The 18616-nt window shown below is 64.3% G+C and carries 20 protein-coding genes; 14 read left to right on the top strand and 6 right to left on the bottom strand.

The genetic code is table 11. The features are described from left to right. From GPA21_RS13125 to GPA21_RS13090, 8 genes are all read left to right on the top strand, one after another. A partial coding sequence (locus tag GPA21_RS13125) for a TonB-dependent receptor domain-containing protein (protein WP_168988601.1) occupies positions 1-1152 on the top strand: 1152 nt, incomplete at its 5' end. A gap of 134 nt (positions 1153-1286) precedes the next feature. Further along, positions 1287-1901, top strand: coding sequence for a PepSY-associated TM helix domain-containing protein (locus GPA21_RS13120; RefSeq protein ID WP_211163584.1), 615 nt, complete (start codon positions 1287-1289; stop codon positions 1899-1901). A gap of 7 nt (positions 1902-1908) precedes the next feature. After that, positions 1909-2430: a DUF2271 domain-containing protein gene (locus GPA21_RS13115; RefSeq protein ID WP_168988599.1), complete on the top strand. Its 522-nt coding sequence runs from the start codon at positions 1909-1911 to the stop codon at positions 2428-2430. Between the two features lie 29 nt (positions 2431-2459). Next, the gene (locus GPA21_RS13110; protein ID WP_168988598.1) at positions 2460-3263 is read left to right on the top strand and encodes a DUF4198 domain-containing protein; all 804 of its coding nucleotides are present in this window, start codon (positions 2460-2462) and stop codon (positions 3261-3263) included. A 53-nt stretch (positions 3264-3316) separates the two neighbouring features. Further along, entirely contained in the window at positions 3317-3937 is a 621-nt protein-coding gene (locus GPA21_RS13105) for a flavodoxin domain-containing protein (protein WP_168988597.1), read from the top strand. 70 nt (positions 3938-4007) lie between these two features. Then, positions 4008-4391 carry a DUF6746 family protein gene (locus GPA21_RS13100; RefSeq protein ID WP_168988596.1) on the top strand — a complete coding sequence of 128 codons (384 nt, stop codon included), beginning with the start codon at positions 4008-4010 and terminating at the stop codon, positions 4389-4391. 93 nt (positions 4392-4484) lie between these two features. Next, a complete protein-coding gene (locus GPA21_RS13095) occupies positions 4485-5603 on the top strand; it encodes an SLC13 family permease (RefSeq protein WP_168988595.1) in 1119 nt (372 codons plus the stop codon). Between the two features lie 68 nt (positions 5604-5671). Beyond that, entirely contained in the window at positions 5672-7255 is a 1584-nt protein-coding gene (locus GPA21_RS13090) for an HDOD domain-containing protein (RefSeq protein WP_168988594.1), read from the top strand. A 3-nt stretch (positions 7256-7258) separates the two neighbouring features. Here GPA21_RS13090 and GPA21_RS13085 read toward each other — a convergent pair whose 3' ends face one another. Continuing rightward, the gene (locus tag GPA21_RS13085; protein ID WP_168988593.1) at positions 7259-7585 is read right to left on the bottom strand and encodes an AzlD domain-containing protein; all 327 of its coding nucleotides are present in this window, start codon (positions 7583-7585) and stop codon (positions 7259-7261) included. Further along, entirely contained in the window at positions 7582-8286 is a 705-nt protein-coding gene (locus GPA21_RS13080) for an AzlC family ABC transporter permease (RefSeq protein ID WP_168988592.1), read from the bottom strand. Before GPA21_RS13080 ends, GPA21_RS13085 begins: the two co-directional genes overlap by 4 nt. Positions 8287-8706: 420 nt before the next feature. On the opposite strand from GPA21_RS13080, the gene GPA21_RS13075 reads away from it, so the two are divergent. From GPA21_RS13075 to GPA21_RS13060, 4 genes are all read left to right on the top strand, one after another. After that, positions 8707-9186, top strand: a complete 480-nt coding sequence (locus tag GPA21_RS13075) for an arsenate reductase ArsC (RefSeq protein WP_168988591.1) — start codon at positions 8707-8709, stop codon at positions 9184-9186. 30 nt (positions 9187-9216) lie between these two features. Next, positions 9217-9579 (top strand): arsenite efflux transporter metallochaperone ArsD, encoded by a 363-nt coding sequence (gene arsD, locus GPA21_RS13070; RefSeq protein WP_168988590.1) that lies wholly within the window; start codon positions 9217-9219, stop codon positions 9577-9579. A 47-nt stretch (positions 9580-9626) separates the two neighbouring features. Further along, positions 9627-11396, top strand: coding sequence for an arsenical pump-driving ATPase (gene arsA / locus GPA21_RS13065; protein WP_168988589.1), 1770 nt, complete (start codon positions 9627-9629; stop codon positions 11394-11396). A gap of 289 nt (positions 11397-11685) precedes the next feature. Next, positions 11686-12639 (top strand): hypothetical protein, encoded by a 954-nt coding sequence (locus GPA21_RS13060; protein WP_168988588.1) that lies wholly within the window; start codon positions 11686-11688, stop codon positions 12637-12639. Here GPA21_RS13060 and GPA21_RS13055 read toward each other — a convergent pair. Next, positions 12636-13988 (bottom strand): GGDEF domain-containing protein, encoded by a 1353-nt coding sequence (locus GPA21_RS13055; protein ID WP_168988587.1) that lies wholly within the window; start codon positions 13986-13988, stop codon positions 12636-12638. The two genes, GPA21_RS13060 and GPA21_RS13055, sit on opposite strands and share 4 nt — an antisense overlap. A 342-nt stretch (positions 13989-14330) precedes the next feature. Between GPA21_RS13055 and GPA21_RS13050 the strand changes: the two genes are divergently transcribed. Next, positions 14331-14681: an ArsR/SmtB family transcription factor gene (locus GPA21_RS13050; RefSeq protein ID WP_168988586.1), complete on the top strand. Its 351-nt coding sequence runs from the start codon at positions 14331-14333 to the stop codon at positions 14679-14681. A 22-nt stretch (positions 14682-14703) separates the two neighbouring features. On the opposite strand, the gene GPA21_RS13045 is transcribed toward GPA21_RS13050, so the two are convergent. Beyond that, positions 14704-15174 carry a c-type cytochrome gene (locus GPA21_RS13045; protein ID WP_168988585.1) on the bottom strand — a complete coding sequence of 157 codons (471 nt, stop codon included), beginning with the start codon at positions 15172-15174 and terminating at the stop codon, positions 14704-14706. A 91-nt stretch (positions 15175-15265) separates the two neighbouring features. Here GPA21_RS13045 and GPA21_RS13040 point away from each other — a divergent pair, with 91 nt between their 5' ends. Beyond that, positions 15266-16054, top strand: coding sequence for a tetratricopeptide repeat protein (locus GPA21_RS13040; protein ID WP_168988584.1), 789 nt, complete (start codon positions 15266-15268; stop codon positions 16052-16054). 73 nt (positions 16055-16127) lie between these two features. Here the strand turns inward: GPA21_RS13040 and GPA21_RS13035 are convergent, their stop codons facing one another. Further along, the gene (locus GPA21_RS13035; protein WP_168988583.1) at positions 16128-17261 is read right to left on the bottom strand and encodes an aminotransferase class V-fold PLP-dependent enzyme; all 1134 of its coding nucleotides are present in this window, start codon (positions 17259-17261) and stop codon (positions 16128-16130) included. A gap of 39 nt (positions 17262-17300) precedes the next feature. Next, a partial coding sequence (locus GPA21_RS13030; RefSeq protein WP_168988582.1) for a YgiQ family radical SAM protein occupies positions 17301-18616 on the bottom strand: 1316 nt, incomplete at its 5' end.

The raw sequence follows: 18616 nt of genomic DNA, 5'->3' as shown, positions 1-18616 counted from the left end.
GCCTCACGCCCCGCCAGCGACCCTTCAATCGGCACCGACCGCAAACTCGAGACCTCCAACACCGTGTTCGATACCAAGCTCATCGCGCCGCTTGGCGAGGCGCATATTGCGACGTTCGGCGCGCAATGGTGGGAAGCAAAGCTCGAGGACGGCTTGCTGCCCGAGAATCACCGCCAGCGCATGTGGTCGGTGTTCGGAGAAGACGAATGGCAACTCACCGGTTCGCTTACCGCAACGCTCGGCCTGAGGCATGACCGTCATGACGCGTTCGGCGGCCAGACCAGTCCGCGCGCCTATCTCGTCTGGAACGCAACCGAAGCATGGACCGTCAAAGGCGGTGTGAGTCGCGGCTTCCGTGCGCCCCGTCTCGAACAACTCATTGATGGCGTCAGCGGCATCGGCGGCCAGGGAACGTCGATAAGCATCGGCAACCCCAACTTGAAGCCCGAGATCAGCACCAGCCGCGAACTGGCACTGCTCTTCGACGGCGGACGGGGGCTCAGCGGATCCGCCACCGTCTTCCACAACCGAATCAAGGACAAGATCGGTAGCGGTGGCGACTGCGCCGTCAACTTCATCTCAAGCTGCGCCGCCAACCCTGCTGCCACCTACTCGATCAACAACGACGAAGCGCGGACCTGGGGCCTAGAAGTATCAACCCGCGTCCCGCTGGCCACCGGATGGGATCTCAGCCTCAACTACACTTGGACCGACAGCGAGATCATCCAGCAAGGAGAAAAGAACGGTCAGCTCAGCGACACCGCCAAACACATGGCCAACGCACAACTGCGCTGGCAGGCCAGCGAGAAGACCAGCCTGTGGCTGCGCGGTGAGTACCGCGGCAAGAGCCGTCGGTTCAATGGCGATCCGAAGAACTTCACCGGCAACACCCAGCTGGAGTACGAAGCCCTCGGTGACCTGAAGGCATACACCTTGTTCAGCCTCGGCGGCTCGCACCGCATCTCGGAGGCACTCACCCTGAATGCCAGCGTCCTGAACCTGCTGGACAAGGACTTTCGTGAGTTCAAACGCTGGACCAACCTGGCCGGCGACGAGGTGTGGGGTAGTGCGTACTTCAAGACCAGTGCAGCGATCAAGGGCATGAGCCCGGCCGGCCGCACGTACTGGATCTCCGCGAACATGAGCTTCTGACGGCGTAATGCGGCGATCGCAATGCGGTCGCCGTGCGCTCTGCAACCATGCCCTCCTACGCCCCACCCACGGGATCGCGCGCCCTGAAGCCGCCTCTCTCAAACCGTCACCCAGACTTCGACGCTCTCGCGACCATGCGCGAGCGGCGTGCGTGGTGGCTTCGACACCTGATGCAATGGCACTGGATCAGCTCGGCGATCTGTCTGATCGGCATGCTGCTGTTTTCGGTCACCGGCATCACACTCAACCACCCGAATGCGATCAAGGTGGAGACACACGTCGAACGCGCGGAGATCCAGATCGGACCTGCGATGCGCGACACGCTCGCGAGAATCGCCGAATCCTCGCCCTCGGGTCCGCTGCCACCAGTCCTGCGCCGTTGGCTCGCCGACGAACTCGGTCAACCTGTTCCAACCCTCCCCGCGGAGTGGAGCAGCGACGAAATCTACCTCGCGATGCCTCGCCCCGGCGGCGACGCCTGGCTTTCAATCGACCTGGCCACTGGCACCGTCGAGTACGAGCGGGTCGACCGCGGCACCGTCGCCTGGCTCAACGACCTGCACAAGGGCCGCAATACGGGCCCCGCATGGAGCCTGTTCATCGACCTCTTCGCGGCCGCCTGCATCGTGTTCTCACTAACCGGCCTCTTCATCCTGTGGATACACGCTCGCCAGCGCCCACTGGTGTGGCCGATGGTCGGTCTCGGCGCGCTGATTCCCCTGCTCATCATCGTTCTCTTCATGCACTAGGACTGTCATGCCCATCAAGACAAGACTCGCCCTTGCCGCACTTTGCGCCCTCATCGCCCATCCGCTGGCGGCGGCCGATCTGACCGTCGATATCGAGTTGCCCGCTTTCAATGTCAGCGACTACCGACGCCCCTACGTCGCGGTGTGGATCGAGCGTCCGGACAACTCGGTGGCCGCGAATCTCGCCGTCTGGTACGACGTGAACATGCGCGACGCGCGCGGCACCGAATGGCTCAAGGACATGCGCCTGTGGTGGCGGCGCATCGGACGTGACCTGACCGTGCCGATCGACGGCGTCACCAGCGCCACGCGCGCACCTGGCACCCACACCATCAGCTACACCATCGGCCAGGTGCCGCTGGGCGAGCTTGCCGCCGGCGAATACCGGCTCATCGTCGAGGCTTCGCGCGAGCACGGCGGGCGCGAGGTCATCACCGTGCCCCTGCAATGGCCGCTGACCGCCGGTGCCACCCTCAATGCCCAAGGCGAACACGAACTGGGCGCGATCGCAGTACGGCTCGCCCCCTGATCCCCGGAACCTCATACCACGGAGTCCGCATGAAACTCTCCCGCACGATTCTCCTCGCTTCCATCGCTGCCGTGACCCTCACGTCCGCGGCGCATGCACATGACGTCTGGCTGCTGCCGTCCTCCACCGTGCTGTCCCGCAGCGGCCCGGTCACCGTCGACGGCGCAGTGTCGAACGACGCCTTCCACTTCACCTACCGCCCGCTGCGTATCCAGGACAACCTGTTCATCACCGGCCCGCAAGGCATCAGCGTCGAACCGGAGAACATGATGCAGGGCCACCTGCGCACGGTGTTCGATGCCAACCTTCCGGAAGCGGGCTCGTACCGCATCGCGCTGGTCAACGCCAGCGTCATGGCAAGCTGGAAAGAGGGCGAAGAAACCCGCCGCTGGCGCGGCCGTCATGAAGATCTCGCCACCAACGTGCCCGCCGACGCACCCGAGCTTTCGGTACGGGAGTCCATATCCCGCATCGAAACCTTCGTCACCGTCGGCAGCCCGTCGGAGATCGCCCCGACCGGCCAGGGCCTGGAAGTCCACCCGGTTACCCACCCCAACGATTTGTACGAGGGCGAAGAGGCCACCTTCGCCTTCACCATCGATGGCAAGCCTGCTGCCGGAGTGGAAGTCAGCATCATGGCCGGCGGCACCCGCTACCGCGACCAGCTCGAGAAGGCGGCCCTGACCACGGACGGCCACGGGCGCATCAGCTACACCTGGCCCAAACCGGGCATGTACCGCATGGAAGCCTCGGCCGACGACGAGAACACCACGCTCGCAAACGCACAGCGCCGGGTGTCGTATGCAGTGACCCTGGAGGTGTTGTCGCAGTGATCCGTCTGCGCTTTGGGTCATTCGGCAGGCACTGCAAGGCCCGGGGCTGAAGCATGCTCATCGAAGATCCCGTTCGGCTCGCGACCGCGGCCAGCCTCGTCCTCGCCTACAGCGGCTTGTGCGCCTATAGCTGGAACCGCGCACGGCTGGCGCGCAGCAGCGTGCCGGGCTCCGGGCCACGGCACGCGTCGCACGAGGCCCGTCGCGTACGGCCAATCCTCGTAGCGTTCGCCAGCCAGACCGGCTTCGCCGAAGCCCTCGCGCAGGAAACTGCACAGACGCTCGCGCTATCCGGCCTGGCGGTCCGCATCGCGCCGCTCGGCAGCGCCACCCTCATCGATCTGAGCGAGTGCGCGCAACTGGTCGTGATTGCCAGCACCTGCCGCAAAGGCGACGCACCCGATAACGCCCAGCAATTCGTCGACACGGTCATGCGCCGACGGGCCGAACTCGACAGGCTCCCGTTCCTGTTGCTCGCGCTCGGTGATCGCCGATATCGCGACTTCTGTGCCTTCGGACGACGCGTGGACGACTGGCTACAGGCCAGCGGGGCCATCCCGGTGTTCAACCGCATCGAGCTCGACGGCGACGACCCGGTTGCGCTGAGCGAATGGCGTGATCACCTGCCCGGCATCTCGGCACAAGCCCGACAGCAAACTCGGTTTCCCCTGTGAGCCGATCGACTCCATTCGTCGTCTGTCTCGCCTCCATTCTTGCATTCTCCCCGTTCACTCTGGAGCCCTAATGAAAGCCACCATCGCACGCTTCATCCTCGTTTCCGCCGCTTTCCTCGCCCCCCTTGCCCACGCCGCTGAGCCGACACCATCGCGGGTCGTTCATCATCAGGCCCTGCAGTCCGAAACGGTGGAAGAGGCGGTAGCCAACCTGCGCGACAGCAACCGCAAACTCGCCGCGCTGCTCGCCGGCGACGTCACCGACCATGACATGCAAGACATCCACAGCCTCGCCTACACTCTCGAGGACACTCTGCAACGCCTGATCGACGAGCTTCGCCTGCTGCACGACACCGTCGCCGACATGCACTGGGCGACCGAAGGCATGAAGCGCGACGCGGTGATCGACTATGGCGAGGCCTACCTGGACGGCATCGGCAAGATCATGGACTAAAGACACCTCGCGCACAGATCAAACGCCAGCGCCTCTCGCAGAGGAGCTTTTCGTTCATGATCACGCCTTCACAGTTCTCTTGCACACCCACCCATGCGTCTCCTGCGTCATCTCCTGTCGCGCGTCGCCGAAGACCGCTTGCTGGTGGTGCTGCTTGCCGCCGCAGTGCCACTGCTGCTGGCGCAGCCGGAAGCGGTGCACTCACTGCACCATCTGGTCGACTGGAAGACCATCGGGGCGCTCGCTGGCCTGCTGGTGCTGAGCCGGGGGCTGGAGGACAGCGGCTATCTCGCGCTCGCGGGGCGCAGACTGCTCACCAAAGTGCATGGCGAACGCACGCTTGCGCTTGCGCTGGTGCTTTTCTCGGCCGCGCTCGCGGCGGTGGTCACCAACGATGTGGCCTTGTTCATCGTTGTACCGCTCACCATCAGCCTGCGTGCGGTCGCCGATCTGCCGGTGGGCCGGCTGGTGGTGTTCGAGGCACTCGCGGTCAATGCCGGCTCGACGTTGAGCCCGGTGGGCAATCCGCAGAACCTCTTCATCTGGCAATCGACGACGTTGAGCTTCATGGACTTCGTCGCGATGATGCTGCCGCTCGGCCTCGCGCTCACACTGCTGGTGCTCGCGGCGATCCCGCTCGCCTTTCCGTCGCTGCGCATCGAGGTGCGGCCGGGAAGTGCCCCGCCGGTGCTCGACCGCAAACTCCTGCACCTGTCACTGGCCTTGTATCCTGCCTTTCTCCTGCTCACCGATCTCGGCCACGCGGTGGCGACCGCGCTGGCGGTCATCGGGGTGTTCGCACTACTGCGCCCGCGGGTGCTGCGCGGCGTTGACTGGCTGTTGCTTGCGGTGTTCGTGCTGATGTTCGTGGATCTCGGTCTGCTGGCCGCCCTGCCGGTCATGCAGTCCCTCGCGACTGGCATCGACGCGCTACCCGGCGGGGTGTTCACCGCCGGTGTGCTGTTGTCGCAAGCCATATCCAACGTACCTGCGACCATCTTCCTCTCCGGCTTCACCGAGGACATGCGCGCGCTGGCCTGGGGCGTGAGCGTGGGCGGTTTCGGCCTCGCGATCGGCTCGCTGGCCAACCTCATCGCGCTGCGCCTTTCCCGCCAGCCTGGACTGTGGCGCGATTTCCATCGCTGGTCGGTTCCACTACTACTCATGGCCTGTGGACTTGCACTACTGCTGGGACGCTTCGGATTCGGTTGAAGCACCGTAAGCCGGTGCTACACTCGTCGTGCCAATCCATATTCGAGTCCCCACCGAACGTGCAAGCCATGGATACCGAATCGCCGCCTGAATCGAATGAAGCCGACACTCCTCTTGCCGGCGGCGGCAAGGGCACGCTCGAATTCCTGCTGCGGCGGATGCGGCATCACAAGGATTTTCCCGCGCTCGCCGAGTCGGTCGAAGCAATCAACCGCATCGCGTCCAGCGAAAAGGAAAATGTCGAAAAACTCTCCGCGCTCCTGCTGCGCGACTTCGCGCTGACCAACAAACTGCTGCGGGTCGTGAACTCACCCCACTTCCGCCGAGCCGGCGCGGGCACGATCAGCACGGTGTCGCGTGCAGTGCTCGTAATGGGCTTCGACGCGGTGCGTAATATCGCGTTGGCCGTGGTCTTGTTCGACCATGTCCGTGATCGGCCGGATGCGGACACGCTGATGCAGTCCTGCCTGCTCGCAAACCTCTCGGGGTCGCTTGGGCGCGAGCTTGCCGGCGACGGCCGGGATCGTGAGCAGGCCTATATCTGTGCCCTGTTTCATCACCTCGGACGGCTACTGACACGCTTCTATTTCCCCGAGGAAGCCGATCGCATCGCCACCGAATGCGAACGCAGCGGTTGCAGTGAGGAAAACGCCGCAATCAAGGTACTTGGCATGCCGCTCCACGAGCTCGGCATCGGTGTCGCACGCAATTGGGGCTTTCCGCCCGCGATCGTCGACAGCATGCGCCCCCTGCCGGAAGGGATCGTCCGCAAGCCGGCCAATGCCGGAGAGCGCATGCGAGCGCTCGCGACGCTGGCCACCGAGTTGGCCGACACGATAGGTCAGACCCACGGGGAGGCCCGCGAAAAGGCGATCGGCATGCTTCGTAGCCGCTGCGCCCGAATGCTCGATCTGTCGAACGAGGCGTTCGAAGCAAACATGGACTCGGCAGTTGCCGAAACCATGGATTTCGCCCGGGTCGTTGGCCTCAGTCTCGAACGCACACCGCTTGGCCGCAGCTTGAATCAGTTTTCCGGTCAGCGCAGCAAGGTTGCCATGACCGCCGGGAGCGACGCAGCGAGCGAGGCGCTCGAGCAGGCGCGGCTACCCACTGCCGATGCCGCCGGAAGCAGCCGCAGTGAAGCTCAGGACATTCTTGCTGCCGGCATTCAGGAGATCAGCAACAGCCTCGTCGAGGATTTTCGCCTCAACGACATCCTGCGAATGATCCTGGAGGTCATCTACCGTGCGATGGGCTTCGAGCGGGTCGTACTCTGTATTCGGGACCCCAAGCAGCGCACGATGCAGGGCCGCTTCGGCTTCGGACCCGACGCAGCCGAGCTCGCCCGCACCTTCCGCATCGGACTGGATTTCACACCGGACATTTTCCACGCATCGCTGGACAAGGGTGCCGACGTCCTGATCAGCGATGTCGGTGACCCGGCCATCGCAGCCCGCATCCCCGACTGGTTTCGGTCGGCGACCCGCGCTCGCAGCTTTGTGCTGCTGCCACTGGTCGTTCGCCAGCGCCCGGTCGCGCTGATCTACGCCGAAAAGCAGACCCCCAACAGCATCCGCATCAGCGAGCACGAACTCACGCTATTGCGTACCTTGCGCAATCAAGCAGTGCTCGCAATCCGGCAGTCGAGTTGACCCTCACCACCCAAGCAGTTTCCGCATCGCCAGCAGCGCCCCCATACCCAGAATGAAGGGTAGCCACGGGTTGCGCGAGCGCCACGCGATTACGATCACCAGAAGGCCGGCCAACAGCTTGGGGTTGAACGGGTCGAGCGCACCGTCGTCGAGCAGCAGGTCGGGGGCGATCAACGCCGCGAGCGCCGCCGCCGGCGCGTAGCGCAACACCCGGTGTGCGACCGGCGGCAATCTCGCCCGCTCGCCCGGGATGATGAAACTGCCCCGGGTCAGCATCGTCGTGCCGCCGATCAGGAACAGCGTGAGCCACAACCACCAGCCTTCGCTCATGACGACCTCCTGCGGGCCGCCCAGTGCTCCGCCGCGAAGCCGGCGATGATGCCGATGAAGATGCCGGCGATAAGTCCGAGCTTGAGCGGCAAACCGCGCATCAGTACCGCACCGACACCACCGGCGACCGCCGCCAGCATCATCGGCCGGGTCGCGCACATGGGCACCAGCATCACGAGTAGCGCGATGGTCGCCATGAACTCGAGCGACCAGTCCTGCGGCAAGGCGCCAGCACCGAACACACCGACCATTACGAAGAGCTGCCACAAGGCCCAGCACCATAGCGACGGGACGATGTAGCAGCCCCAGCGCCAGTGCGGATCGGTCGCCTTGAGCAGCCGATCCGACAACACCGCGAAGGTGCCGTCGACCAGCAGATAGCTGGCCAATACCCGGCGCGGCCAGCGCTCGCCGGCAAAAGCGGGGGCCAGTGCAGCACTGAAGATCACGAAGCGCAGGTTGAGCACCAGCGCGGTGAGCACGATGAGCCAGATCGGCGTACCCACCGCGATCAGCGGCAGCGTGCCGAGCTGCGCAGTGCCGGCAAACACGATGACGTTCATGCCGAAGGCTTCCAGCGGCGACAGCCCAATCGAGCGCATCGCGACCCCGGTCACGATCGCCCAGGGGACGAGGCCAACCGACAATGGCAGGAAAGTGCGAAAGCCTTCCCGGCCGCCTTCCAGGAATTTGGAGTTCATCTTAGGGGGAGCGTCTTGTTGTTGTGGTGAAGCAAGCGAGGGTACGAGGATAGCAGCGAAGCGGGCACCGATCACAACCGCTCGGACAGGAAGAAGCTGTCAGGAGCAGACGTAGGTCCATAACGAGGCCACCATGTTGGAGTGCCGCTGGCGACCACCCAGGAGGCGCCTCTGCCCGAGCGCATGCCGCTGTTGGCGTGTGTAGCGGCCGCGATCCCCGCTGTTTGAGCCCGAAGGGCGAGTTTGGGGATCGCAGCGGAACACGCCTTACAGCGGTAGCGCGAGTGGCAGCGAAGCCGGATGGGTGGTCGCCAGCGGCAAGGCGTCAGATTCCAGCACCCGGGGCTCACCCACCTTTATTTCAAAGCTTGTTGTAGTATTGCATGAATCAAATCGACGATGCGACCCGGACCAGACCTCATGAACGTCCTCTTCCTCTGCACCGGCAACTCGTGCCGCTCCATTCTCGGCGAAGCCACCTTCAACCATCTCGCGCCTGAAGGCTGGCACGCGGTAAGCGCTGGCAGCCAGCCCATCGGCCAGGTCCACCCGCGCTCGCTGGCGCTGCTCGAGCGCGAAGGCATCGCCACCGACGGTCTGCACAGCAAATCCTGGGACGACCTGCCGGTCACGCCGGACATCGTCATCACCGTGTGCGCCAGCGCTGCAGGCGAGACCTGCCCGGCCTATCTCGGGCCGGCGCTGCGCACCCACTGGGGCGTGGACGACCCGGCTCACGCCACCGGCACCGACGCCGAGATCGACGCCGCCTTCGTCACCGCCTACCGCATCCTGCGCGCCCGCATCGAGGCCATGCTGGTCCTGCCGCTGGCGGAACTCGCGGAGGATCGCACCCGCCTGAAGGCCGAGCTCGACCGCATCGGCACGCTGACTGCCTGACTCTCACCCTCGTCCATAGGAGATACTCACATGGCAAACATCCAGATCTTCGACCCCTCCCTGTGTTGCAGCACCGGCGTCTGCGGTGTCGACGTCGACCAGGCACTGGTCACGTTCGCGGCTGACATCGACTGGGCCAAGGGCCAGGGCGCGGCCATCGAGCGCTTCAACCTCGCGCAGGAGCCGCTCGTCTTCGCACAGAACGACACCGTCAAGCGCTTTCTCGAACGTTCAGGGCAGGAGGCGCTGCCGCTGATCCTGATCGATGGCGAGATCGCGCTCGCCGGCCGCTACCCCACGCGCGCCGAACTTGCGCAGTGGGCCGGCCTCGCGGCTCCCACCGTGGAAACCGCTTCGGCCTCGTCCTGCTGCCCGGGCAGTCGCTGCTGCTGATCCGTCCCAAGCCCTCCACAAGCCGCAATCCACACCGAGCCGACGTCATGCAATACACCGCAACGCCCCGCTTTCTCGAGCAAGCCCCCCGCTACCTGTTCTTCACCGGCAAGGGCGGAGTCGGCAAGACCTCCATCGCCTGCGCCAGCGCAATCACGCTGGCGCAGGCGGGGCGCACGGTGTTGCTGGTCAGCACCGATCCGGCCTCCAACGTCGGCCAGGTGTTCGGCATCGAGATCGGCAACCGCATCACCACGATTCCCGCGGTAAGCCGGTTGGCCGCGCTCGAGATCGACCCCGAGGCCGCCGCACGGGAATACCGCGAGCGCCTGGTCGGCCCGGTGCGCGGCGTGTTGCCGGACGAAGTCGTGCGCGGCATCGAAGAGTCACTATCCGGTGCCTGCACCACCGAGATCGCCGCTTTCGACGAGTTCACCGCGCTGCTGACCGACTCCGCCATCACCCGCGACTACGACCACATCCTGTTCGACACCGCGCCCACCGGCCACACCATCCGGTTGCTGCAGCTACCCGGCGCCTGGAGCGGTTTTCTGGAAGCCGGCCAGGGCGATGCCTCGTGCCTCGGCCCTCTGGCCGGGCTGGACAAGCAGCGCAGCCAGTACAAGGCCGCGGTCGACGCGCTTGCGGATGCGGCACGCACCCGCCTGGTCCTCGTCGCCCGCGCACAACAGGCGAGCCTGCGCGAAGTCGCCCGCACCCACGACGAGCTCGCAGCCATTGGACTGACCCGTCAGCATCTGGTCGTCAACGGCATTCTGCCGGCGGCCGAAGCCGCCAGCGACACGCTCGCGGCAGCACTCCACCAGCGCGAACAGGACGCCCTCGCTGCCATGCCCGAACCGCTGCGCACACTGCCTCGTGACGAACTCGCACTTAAGCCCTTCAACCTCGTCGGCCTCGACGCGCTGCGAGGCCTGTTCATCGATCAGACGGTGCCTGATGAAGGTGATCCAGGAAACCACGAGGCCAACGCGCGGTCGCTCGCCGCACTAGTCGACGACATCGCCGCGGACGGCCACGGCCTGGTCATGCTCATGGGCAAGGGCGGCGTCGGCAAGACCACGCTCGCCGCCGCGGTCGCGGTGGAGCTCGCCAGCCGTGGACTGCCGGTGCATCTGACCACTTCCGACCCGGCCGCCCACCTCACCGAAACACTTGCCGGCTCGGTCTCCGGCCTCGAAGTCAGCCGCATCGACCCGCATGCGGAAACCGAGCGCTATCGCCAGCATGTGCTCGCCACCAAGGGCAAGGATCTCGACCAACAGGGCCGTGCGTTGCTGGAAGAGGACCTGCGCTCGCCCTGCACCGAGGAGATCGCGGTCTTCCAGGCTTTCTCGCGCATCATCCGCGAGGCCGGGCGCAAGTTCGTCATCATGGACACCGCGCCCACCGGCCACACCCTGCTGTTGCTCGACGCCACCGGCGCCTACCATCGCGAGATCGCCCGCCAGATGGGCGACAAGGGCATGCACTTCACCACTCCGATGATGCAGTTGCAGGACCCGAAACAGACCAAGGTGCTTCTCGTCACCCTGGCCGAGACCACTCCGGTACTCGAAGCCGCGGCCCTTCAGTCCGACCTGCGCCGCGCCGGCATTGAGCCCTGGGCCTGGGTAATCAACAACAGCGTCTCCGCCGCCCGCCCCAGCTCTCCCCTGCTGCGCCGTCGCGCGGCCAACGAGTTGCCCGAAATCGAAGCGGTCGCGACTGAGCACGCTCGGCGTCATGCGGTCGTGCCCTTACTTCAGGAGGAGCCGATCGGCGCGGGGCGGCTGCGTGCGCTCGCTGGTGCTTAGCGGCCCTTTGAGCGACTCGGCGTCCATACTCAAAGGCTGTGGCACCACAAGCGCTTGTCGCAGCTGTGGCGCAGCACGAGCATGTGCCTCCCCCTTTCAACAGCTTCACTGCACATCAGGATTCGACACCCTCAACTCTTGGTTTCGGCAGATCCGCAGCCTCATCCCGTTGAGCCATGTTAGATTTCTCGGAAGAAAGCCTCAGTGAGGAATCGGCGTGGCCAACGATACCGTGTCAGCCAACGGGCACGAAGCACAATCCGGGCGATGGCGAAGCGCATTCTGCGCGGTGTTCGCCGCGCTTGCAGGACTGACGGCACCCACAGCCAAAGCTGAAATGCCGCCCGTGATCGAGTGGTATCTGATCGACTTGCCGCCGATTCAGAACACCACAGGAGAATTGCGCGGACAGGGATATACCGACCTGATCCGGTGGCGCCTGATCGCCGAACTGGACGGCTACCGTCACGTGCTGCGCAACTCCAATGTGCATCGCATGCTTCACGACATCAAAGCCAAGCCCAACATATGCAATCCGGCGTTTCTTCACACGGCAGAACGCGAACAATTCATGGTCTACGCGGACCCGCTCCACGCCCAGTTTCCAAACGGTGCGGCGGCGCTGAAATCATCGCAGGAGTCGGTCCTGCGAGACTATCTGGACGCCGATGGCACGCTTGACCTTGATGCTCTGGTAGATGACGAAGTGGGCGTCGTCGCGGTTCAGGCCGGACGCTCCTACGGTCCGGGCCTCGATGAGATCATCGCGCGAGCCGATCAGCGAAACCAACTGTTCGTGATCACCGCGAATCGTCCCATCGAAACAAAATTCGGCCTTCTCGCCGCCGACCGTGCCCTTGTATCGCTGCTCTACCCGTACGAGTACGCTTACGTGCTGAGAAACGCGGACACCGTGTCGCTCTACGACTTCCTGCCGGTGAAAGGCAACGTACCCTATACGCTGAACCACCTCGCCTGTTCCCGCTCGCCGCTCGGTGTTGCAGTGATCGAAGCGAGCAACCGCATCATCGCCCAAGAGCGTGACGGGTATTTTGCGGCCGCTTATCGGCGATGGTTGCCAGAATCGCTCTTACCCCTGCACGAAGCCCACCATCTGGACGCATTCGGCTCGCCACTGCAGCCGCAGCGGTTCGAGATTCAGCCTGGTGACGAGTTCATCGCTGAATGCATGCTCGACGGCGGCGCCTGGTATCGCGGCTCCTGCCAGAAAACCGACCATTAGTGACCCGCAGGCTGCCCAGCGCTCCTCACGGCTTTCGGATCTCCTGTCGACGGCGCATTGGTGTCGTCCGCAATCGTGCAGTTTCGGCCAGCCGCCTTGGCGCGATACAAGCGCTCGTCGGCTCGCAGGAACAAGTCCTCTAGCCGCACGTCTCCGGTCGCCCACTCTGCAATCCCCAGACTCAGCGTGACACGGAGGCGCTCACCGTTCGGGCAGCTGATCCACGACCCGGAAACCAACTGGCGCACACGCTCGGCCGCCGCCAGCGCCTCGGCCGCTGAAACGTCTGGCAACAGCAGCACGAACTCGTCCCCACCGAAGCGCGCCACCACATCGATCTCTCGAACCGCCCTGCGCAAGCAGTCGGCAACATAGCAAATCGCCTGATCTCCAACGGTGTGACCATGGACGTCATTCACACGCTTGAATGCGTCGATGTCACATACGATCAATACCAACGGGCGGCCGCTGCGGCGCGAAAGGGCGATCAGGGTTTGAGCCGCAGCAATGAACTGGCGGCGATTTGGTAGTCCGGTGAGCGGATCGGTATGTGCAAGCTGCTCCAGCTTGTCATTGGCCCGCTCAAGCTCCAGCGTGCGCTCCCTGACACGCTCCTCGAGACTGCAATTGACATCCTCGAGCGCTTTCTGCGCGGTCTGGACGCGCTCGATAAGGCGGTCGTACGCGACTTGCAGAGCCCCCAGTTCGGTGCCGTCGATCGCCTTTCGGGTGGCGTCGGACAAGCGCATCGGGCGCAGCGGCTCGGCATCGGCAAGGACCTCGACCATTTCTGTCAGTGGCTTTGCGATCAGCCGCCTCCCCACGGTCAGGAAGATCCACCAGAGCACCAGGGTTTTCAGCAATCCAAGTAGCAGGATCAGGCTGATCTGACGCTGGCTGCGCTCGAATACCTGATCGAACGACGAATGCAGCTCGATGACCCCGATCCGCTCTCGAACAAATCCTTCTTCGTGGATCAGGTCAAAACGGTGGGTCAGACCATAGCCTCTGATCTCTGCGCCCGGGTCTGGCAAGGCTCCGATCCGCAGGATCTCGGACGAGCCGCCCGGATCCAGGATGCGCACTCCCCGAATGGCCGGGATCTCGACCATGCCGACGGCAATCGAGTTCAGCTTGTCCCAGTCCAGCGCCCATAAGGCCGCTGCGATCGAGCGTTCGAAAGAGCGCTGATAGACGGTCAACTCAGTCTGCAGCTTATCGCGCCCCTGCCAAAGCGTTTCGGCTACCAGCACCATGGTCAGCAGAACAGCAAAACCGATGAACCAGCGGAACACACGCCGGAAATAGCGATGACTGATGGAATCACGCGGCTCAGGAGGCTTGGACATGGTGTTGGTCAGAAGCGTGGAAAGCACCGGGGCCAATGCAAATCAACCGTGGCGCCTCATGCAAGACACCTCCCGTCGAGAACTACCGCTTGCACCTGATTGGAAAGAAGGGCGCATACGACCATTCGCAAGCAGACTGGCGCGTGGAAACCTTCGTCGAACCAGCTCTCGGAAACGATAGCACAAGGCACCGGTCCGTGGCCCAAGTGAATACGTCACACCTGGCTCATTCGATGGCTGCCATCCTCCCTGCGCGTATGAGCGCTGCAGCTAGCCAGGGCCCGGAAGCAAGGCTGCGGACCAGCTGCCGCTACGATTGCAAAATTGTTGTATTGTTGAAGCATGGAAAAACCCGCAGCCCTCGCAATCTTCGAATCGCTCTCCTCCGGCATCCGCCTCGACGTTTTCCGGCTGCTTGTGCGCACGGGGCCCGAAGGGCTAGTGGCGGGTGAGATCGCCAGCACTCTCGAAGTGCCGCCGACGAACATGTCCTTCCACCTCAAGGCGCTGACCCACGCCGGCCTGGTGTCGGTTGAGCAGGAAGGGCGTTTTCAGCGCTACCGGGCAAACATGGAAGCGATGCAGGACCTCATCGACTACCTCACCGCCGAGTGCTGCAACGGAATGGTGGCGCGGTGTTTGCCGACGGCCGCAACAGCTGCAACCTGCTGCCCATCGCCGGACGACACCTGAGATTCGGAGCTGCCGCGGATGCTCAGTGCCGCATCTGCCGACGCAGCGCCCACACCTCGTCAGACCAGCGGCTCTGGATGAAGGCGAGCACCGCACGGATCTCGTCGTCCGTGAGGATGTCGGCGTAGGCCGGCATGTCGCTCTCGTAACCTTCAGGCGCGAGTGGCGGCACCATGCCATGGCGGACCATCGCGATCAGCTCGGCATTGGCGTGATGCCAGGTGTGGCCGGTGTCGTCGTGCGGGGGAGCGGGCAAACGGCCACTGGGGAGGCGGCGACGCCACTCGGGCTGCCCCTCGAGTTCGGCGCCGTGACAGACGGCACAGTAGGTACGATAGACCCGTTCGCCGGCGGCGACCTGCGCGGCGTCGCGCGGGTTGATCCCCTCATGCGCGTCGCCGGCGCAACCCGACAACAGCGAAAGCGATAGCAATCCGGCCGCGAGGGCGGACGCAATGCTGGCTGAGAGACCGCTATCCACGTTAATTTGCATTACGCTGGTCATCGAAGCTTTCGAGAGAAGTTACATTCAATGAAATACGACATAATCCTGCTGATTCACTGAATTCTGCCTTAACACACCCATGCTTTTGCCGAACAAGACCATCTGCCCGGAGTGTGGGGCGAAACTTCTGCGACGCTCCCGCTGGAAGTCCCACACCGAAAAGCGCAGCCATCCCGGGCACCTGCCGTTTCGCTGCGTGGGCTGCGGGCATCGCTACATTGCACCAGTCAAGCACAACCGCGCCGCCTTTGCCTCCGCGGCCGCAGCCGTGATGCTCGCCAGCTTCGGCATTGCGATCTTCATCAGCTCGCCGACGGACCCGATACTTGCCGAATGGGGCAACGACAACGGCCGTCCGGTTCCCTCGGCCGCACTCAATGCACAAACCCTGGAGGCCGCAGAAGCCGGGGACGCAGAGGCGCAATACCGCATTGGCAAGAGCCGGCTGGTCGATGCCACGATCGAGCCAGCCAAAGCCTCCGAAGCCGTGAGCTGGCTGCAACGCGCGGCCGACTCGGGCCACACCGAGGCAATGGTGTATCTGGGGCGCATTTACCAGAGCGGCATCGGCGCACTGCAGAACTACGAACTGGCAGCCGGCTGGGTTGAACGGGCCGCGGTTGCGGCCGACCCAGAGGGGATGCTGGAACTCGGCCGCTTCTATCGCGATGGCGTCTGGTATGACAAGAACCCGATCCAGGCCTATGTGTGGATGAACCGGGCGGCTGCGTCAAACGCGCCCGGCGCCGCACGAGAACGCGAGGCTGTGGCACGCATGCTCGACGGCGAAACGCTCAAGGAGGCGCAGCGCCTGTCGCTCGAGCCGATCGCACCGGCACCTGCGGACGAGCTCAGCGAGGAAGACTGAGAAGGATCGGACAATTTCGCTGTGCGGCGCCCCCGGTGGATGCCGGGGCGCTTCTACTTGCGAGCCAACCGGCTCAGCCTGCCCCGATCCGGTCCAGTGCCTGTGCCAGTCTTGCCACTGTGCCGTCGATGTCGGCCAGTTTGTCGAGCCCGAACAGCCCGATGCGGAAGGTCTTGAAATCGGCGGGCTCATCGCACTGCAATGGCACGCCCGCCGCCGTCTGCAACCCGGTTTCCACGAACTTCGTCCCCTTGTGGATGCCGTCGTCGGTCGTGTGACTGACGACCACGCCCGGAGCCTCGAAACCGGCCGCCGCGACGCTAAGAAAGCCGCGTTCGGCGAGCAGGGAACGCACCCGGCGACCCAATTCGGCCTGCTGGCTGCGGCACACCTCGAAGCCGCGGGCTTCGGTTTCACGCATGGCCTCGCGCAAGCGCACCAGACCGTCGGTGGGCAGAGTGGCATGGTAGGCATGACCACCGCTCTCATAAGCCTGCATGATTTGCAGCCACTTCTTGAGGTCCATCGCGAAACTGCTACTGGTGGTCTGGTCAATGCGGGCCAGCGCACGCTCACCGAGCATGACCAGACCGGCGCAGGGGGTGCCGCTCCAGCCTTTCTGGGGAGCACTGATGAGCACATCCACACCGGTGGCCTGCATGTCGACCCACATCGCCCCGGAAGCGACACAGTCGAGCACCATCAAACCGCCGACCTCATGCACCGCGTCCGCCACGCGGCGGATGTAGTCGTCCGGCAGCATGATGCCGGCGGACGTCTCCACATGCGGGGCAAAGACCACGTCAGGGCGCATGTCGCGGATGCAGGCGACGACCTCGTCGACCGGTGCCGGCGCCCATGCCGCTTGCGCCTCGCCGCTGACTGGTCTCGCCTTCAGGACATGGCTGCCGGTGGCGAAACCACCCATGTCGAGGATTTGCGTCCAGCGGAAACTGAACCAGCCGTTGCGCACCACAAGACAGCGCGCGCCGCCGGCGAACTGACGCGCGACCGACTCCATTGCGAAGGAACCACCCCCGGGAACAATCGCCACCGCTTCGGCGCGATAGACTGATTTGAGTGTTGCGGACAGCTCACGCATGACTTGCTGGAAGGCGCGCGACATGTGGTTCAAGGATCGATCAGTGAACACCACCGAGTATTCGAGCAAACCGTCGGGGTCGACGTCGGGTAGCAAGCCAGGCATATGGGTTCTCCTCTATTGTTGGTTCGAGCGGGCGGCGCTTCAAGCCCGCCGGCGTTTTGGGTTCTGCTGCGAACGGCACTCTTTCCTGCGAGGCGGTGCCGGCTGTTGCGTTACAGGCTGACGGTGCGGCACGAGCTGATGTGGCCGGTTGCCGATCAGGTCGGCACGTCCCATCGCGGTCAGCCCTTCCCGGATCAGCGGCCAGTTCTCCGGATCATGCCAGCGCAGCAAGGCCTTGTGGAAGCGACGCTGGCGACCCGCGCGGGCAGTTTCGACGATCTCGGAATCCTTGCTGACGCGGCGCAGCGGGTTACGACGCGAGTAATACATGGTCGTGGCCATGGCCATCGGCGTCGGCATGAAGGTTTGCACCTGATCGGGCTTGAAGCCGTTGGCCTTGAGCCACAGCGCGAGATTGACCATATCCTCATCGGTGCAGCCCGGGTGGGCGGCGATGAAGTACGGTACCAGGTGCTGCTTCTTGCCGGCCAGCGCGGAGTATTTGTCGAAGAGCTTGCGAAACGCGTCGTAGGCACCGATGCCGGGCTTCATCATCTTCGCTAGCGTGCCCTCCTCGGTGTGCTCAGGTGCGATCTTGAGCAGCCCGCTGACGTGATGGGTGACCAGCTCCTTGACGTATTCCGGTGAACGCACCGCGAGGTCGTAGCGCAGGCCCGAGCCGATCGTCACCCGCTTGACCCCGGGAATCGCCCGTGCCTTGCGGTAGAGCGAGATCAACGGGGCATGGTCGGTGACCATGTTCTCGCAGATGTCCGGATACACACAGGACAGTCGGCGACAGGCCGACTCGATCTTCGGGTCCTTGCAGGCCATGCGGTACATGTTCGCGGTCGGCCCGCCGAGATCGGTGATATGACCCTTGAAACCCGGCGTCTTGTCGCGGATCTCCTCGATCTCGCGCAGGATCGACGCCTCGGAGCGACTCTGGATGATGCGGCCCTCGTGTTCGGTAATCGAGCAGAAGGTGCAGCCACCGAAACAGCCGCGCATGATATTGATCGAGAAGCGGATCATGTCCCAGGCCGGGATGCGCGCATCACCGTAGGCCGGGTGAGGCCGGCGTGCGTAAGGCAGATCGAAGACGAAATCCATCTCTTCGGTCACCAGCGGCAGCGGCGGCGGGTTCAACCACACGTCGCGCCGCCCCGGCCCTTCGCCGTGGGCCTGCACCATCGCGCGGGCGTTGCCCGGGTTGGACTCGAGGTGAAACACCCGTGACGCATGGGCGTACATCGCCGGATCGGCGCTGACGGTCTCATACGACGGCAGGCGGATGACGGTCTTGGCGCGCTGCGCCCGGCGAGCCGCGACACGCTCGGCCACCGGCATGAAAC

The sequence above is a fragment of the Azoarcus taiwanensis genome, from assembly GCF_012910885.1.
Classification (GTDB): Bacteria; Pseudomonadota; Gammaproteobacteria; order Burkholderiales; family Rhodocyclaceae; genus Azoarcus_F; species Azoarcus_F taiwanensis.
This window is presented reverse-complemented; position numbering and strand designations above follow the sequence as displayed.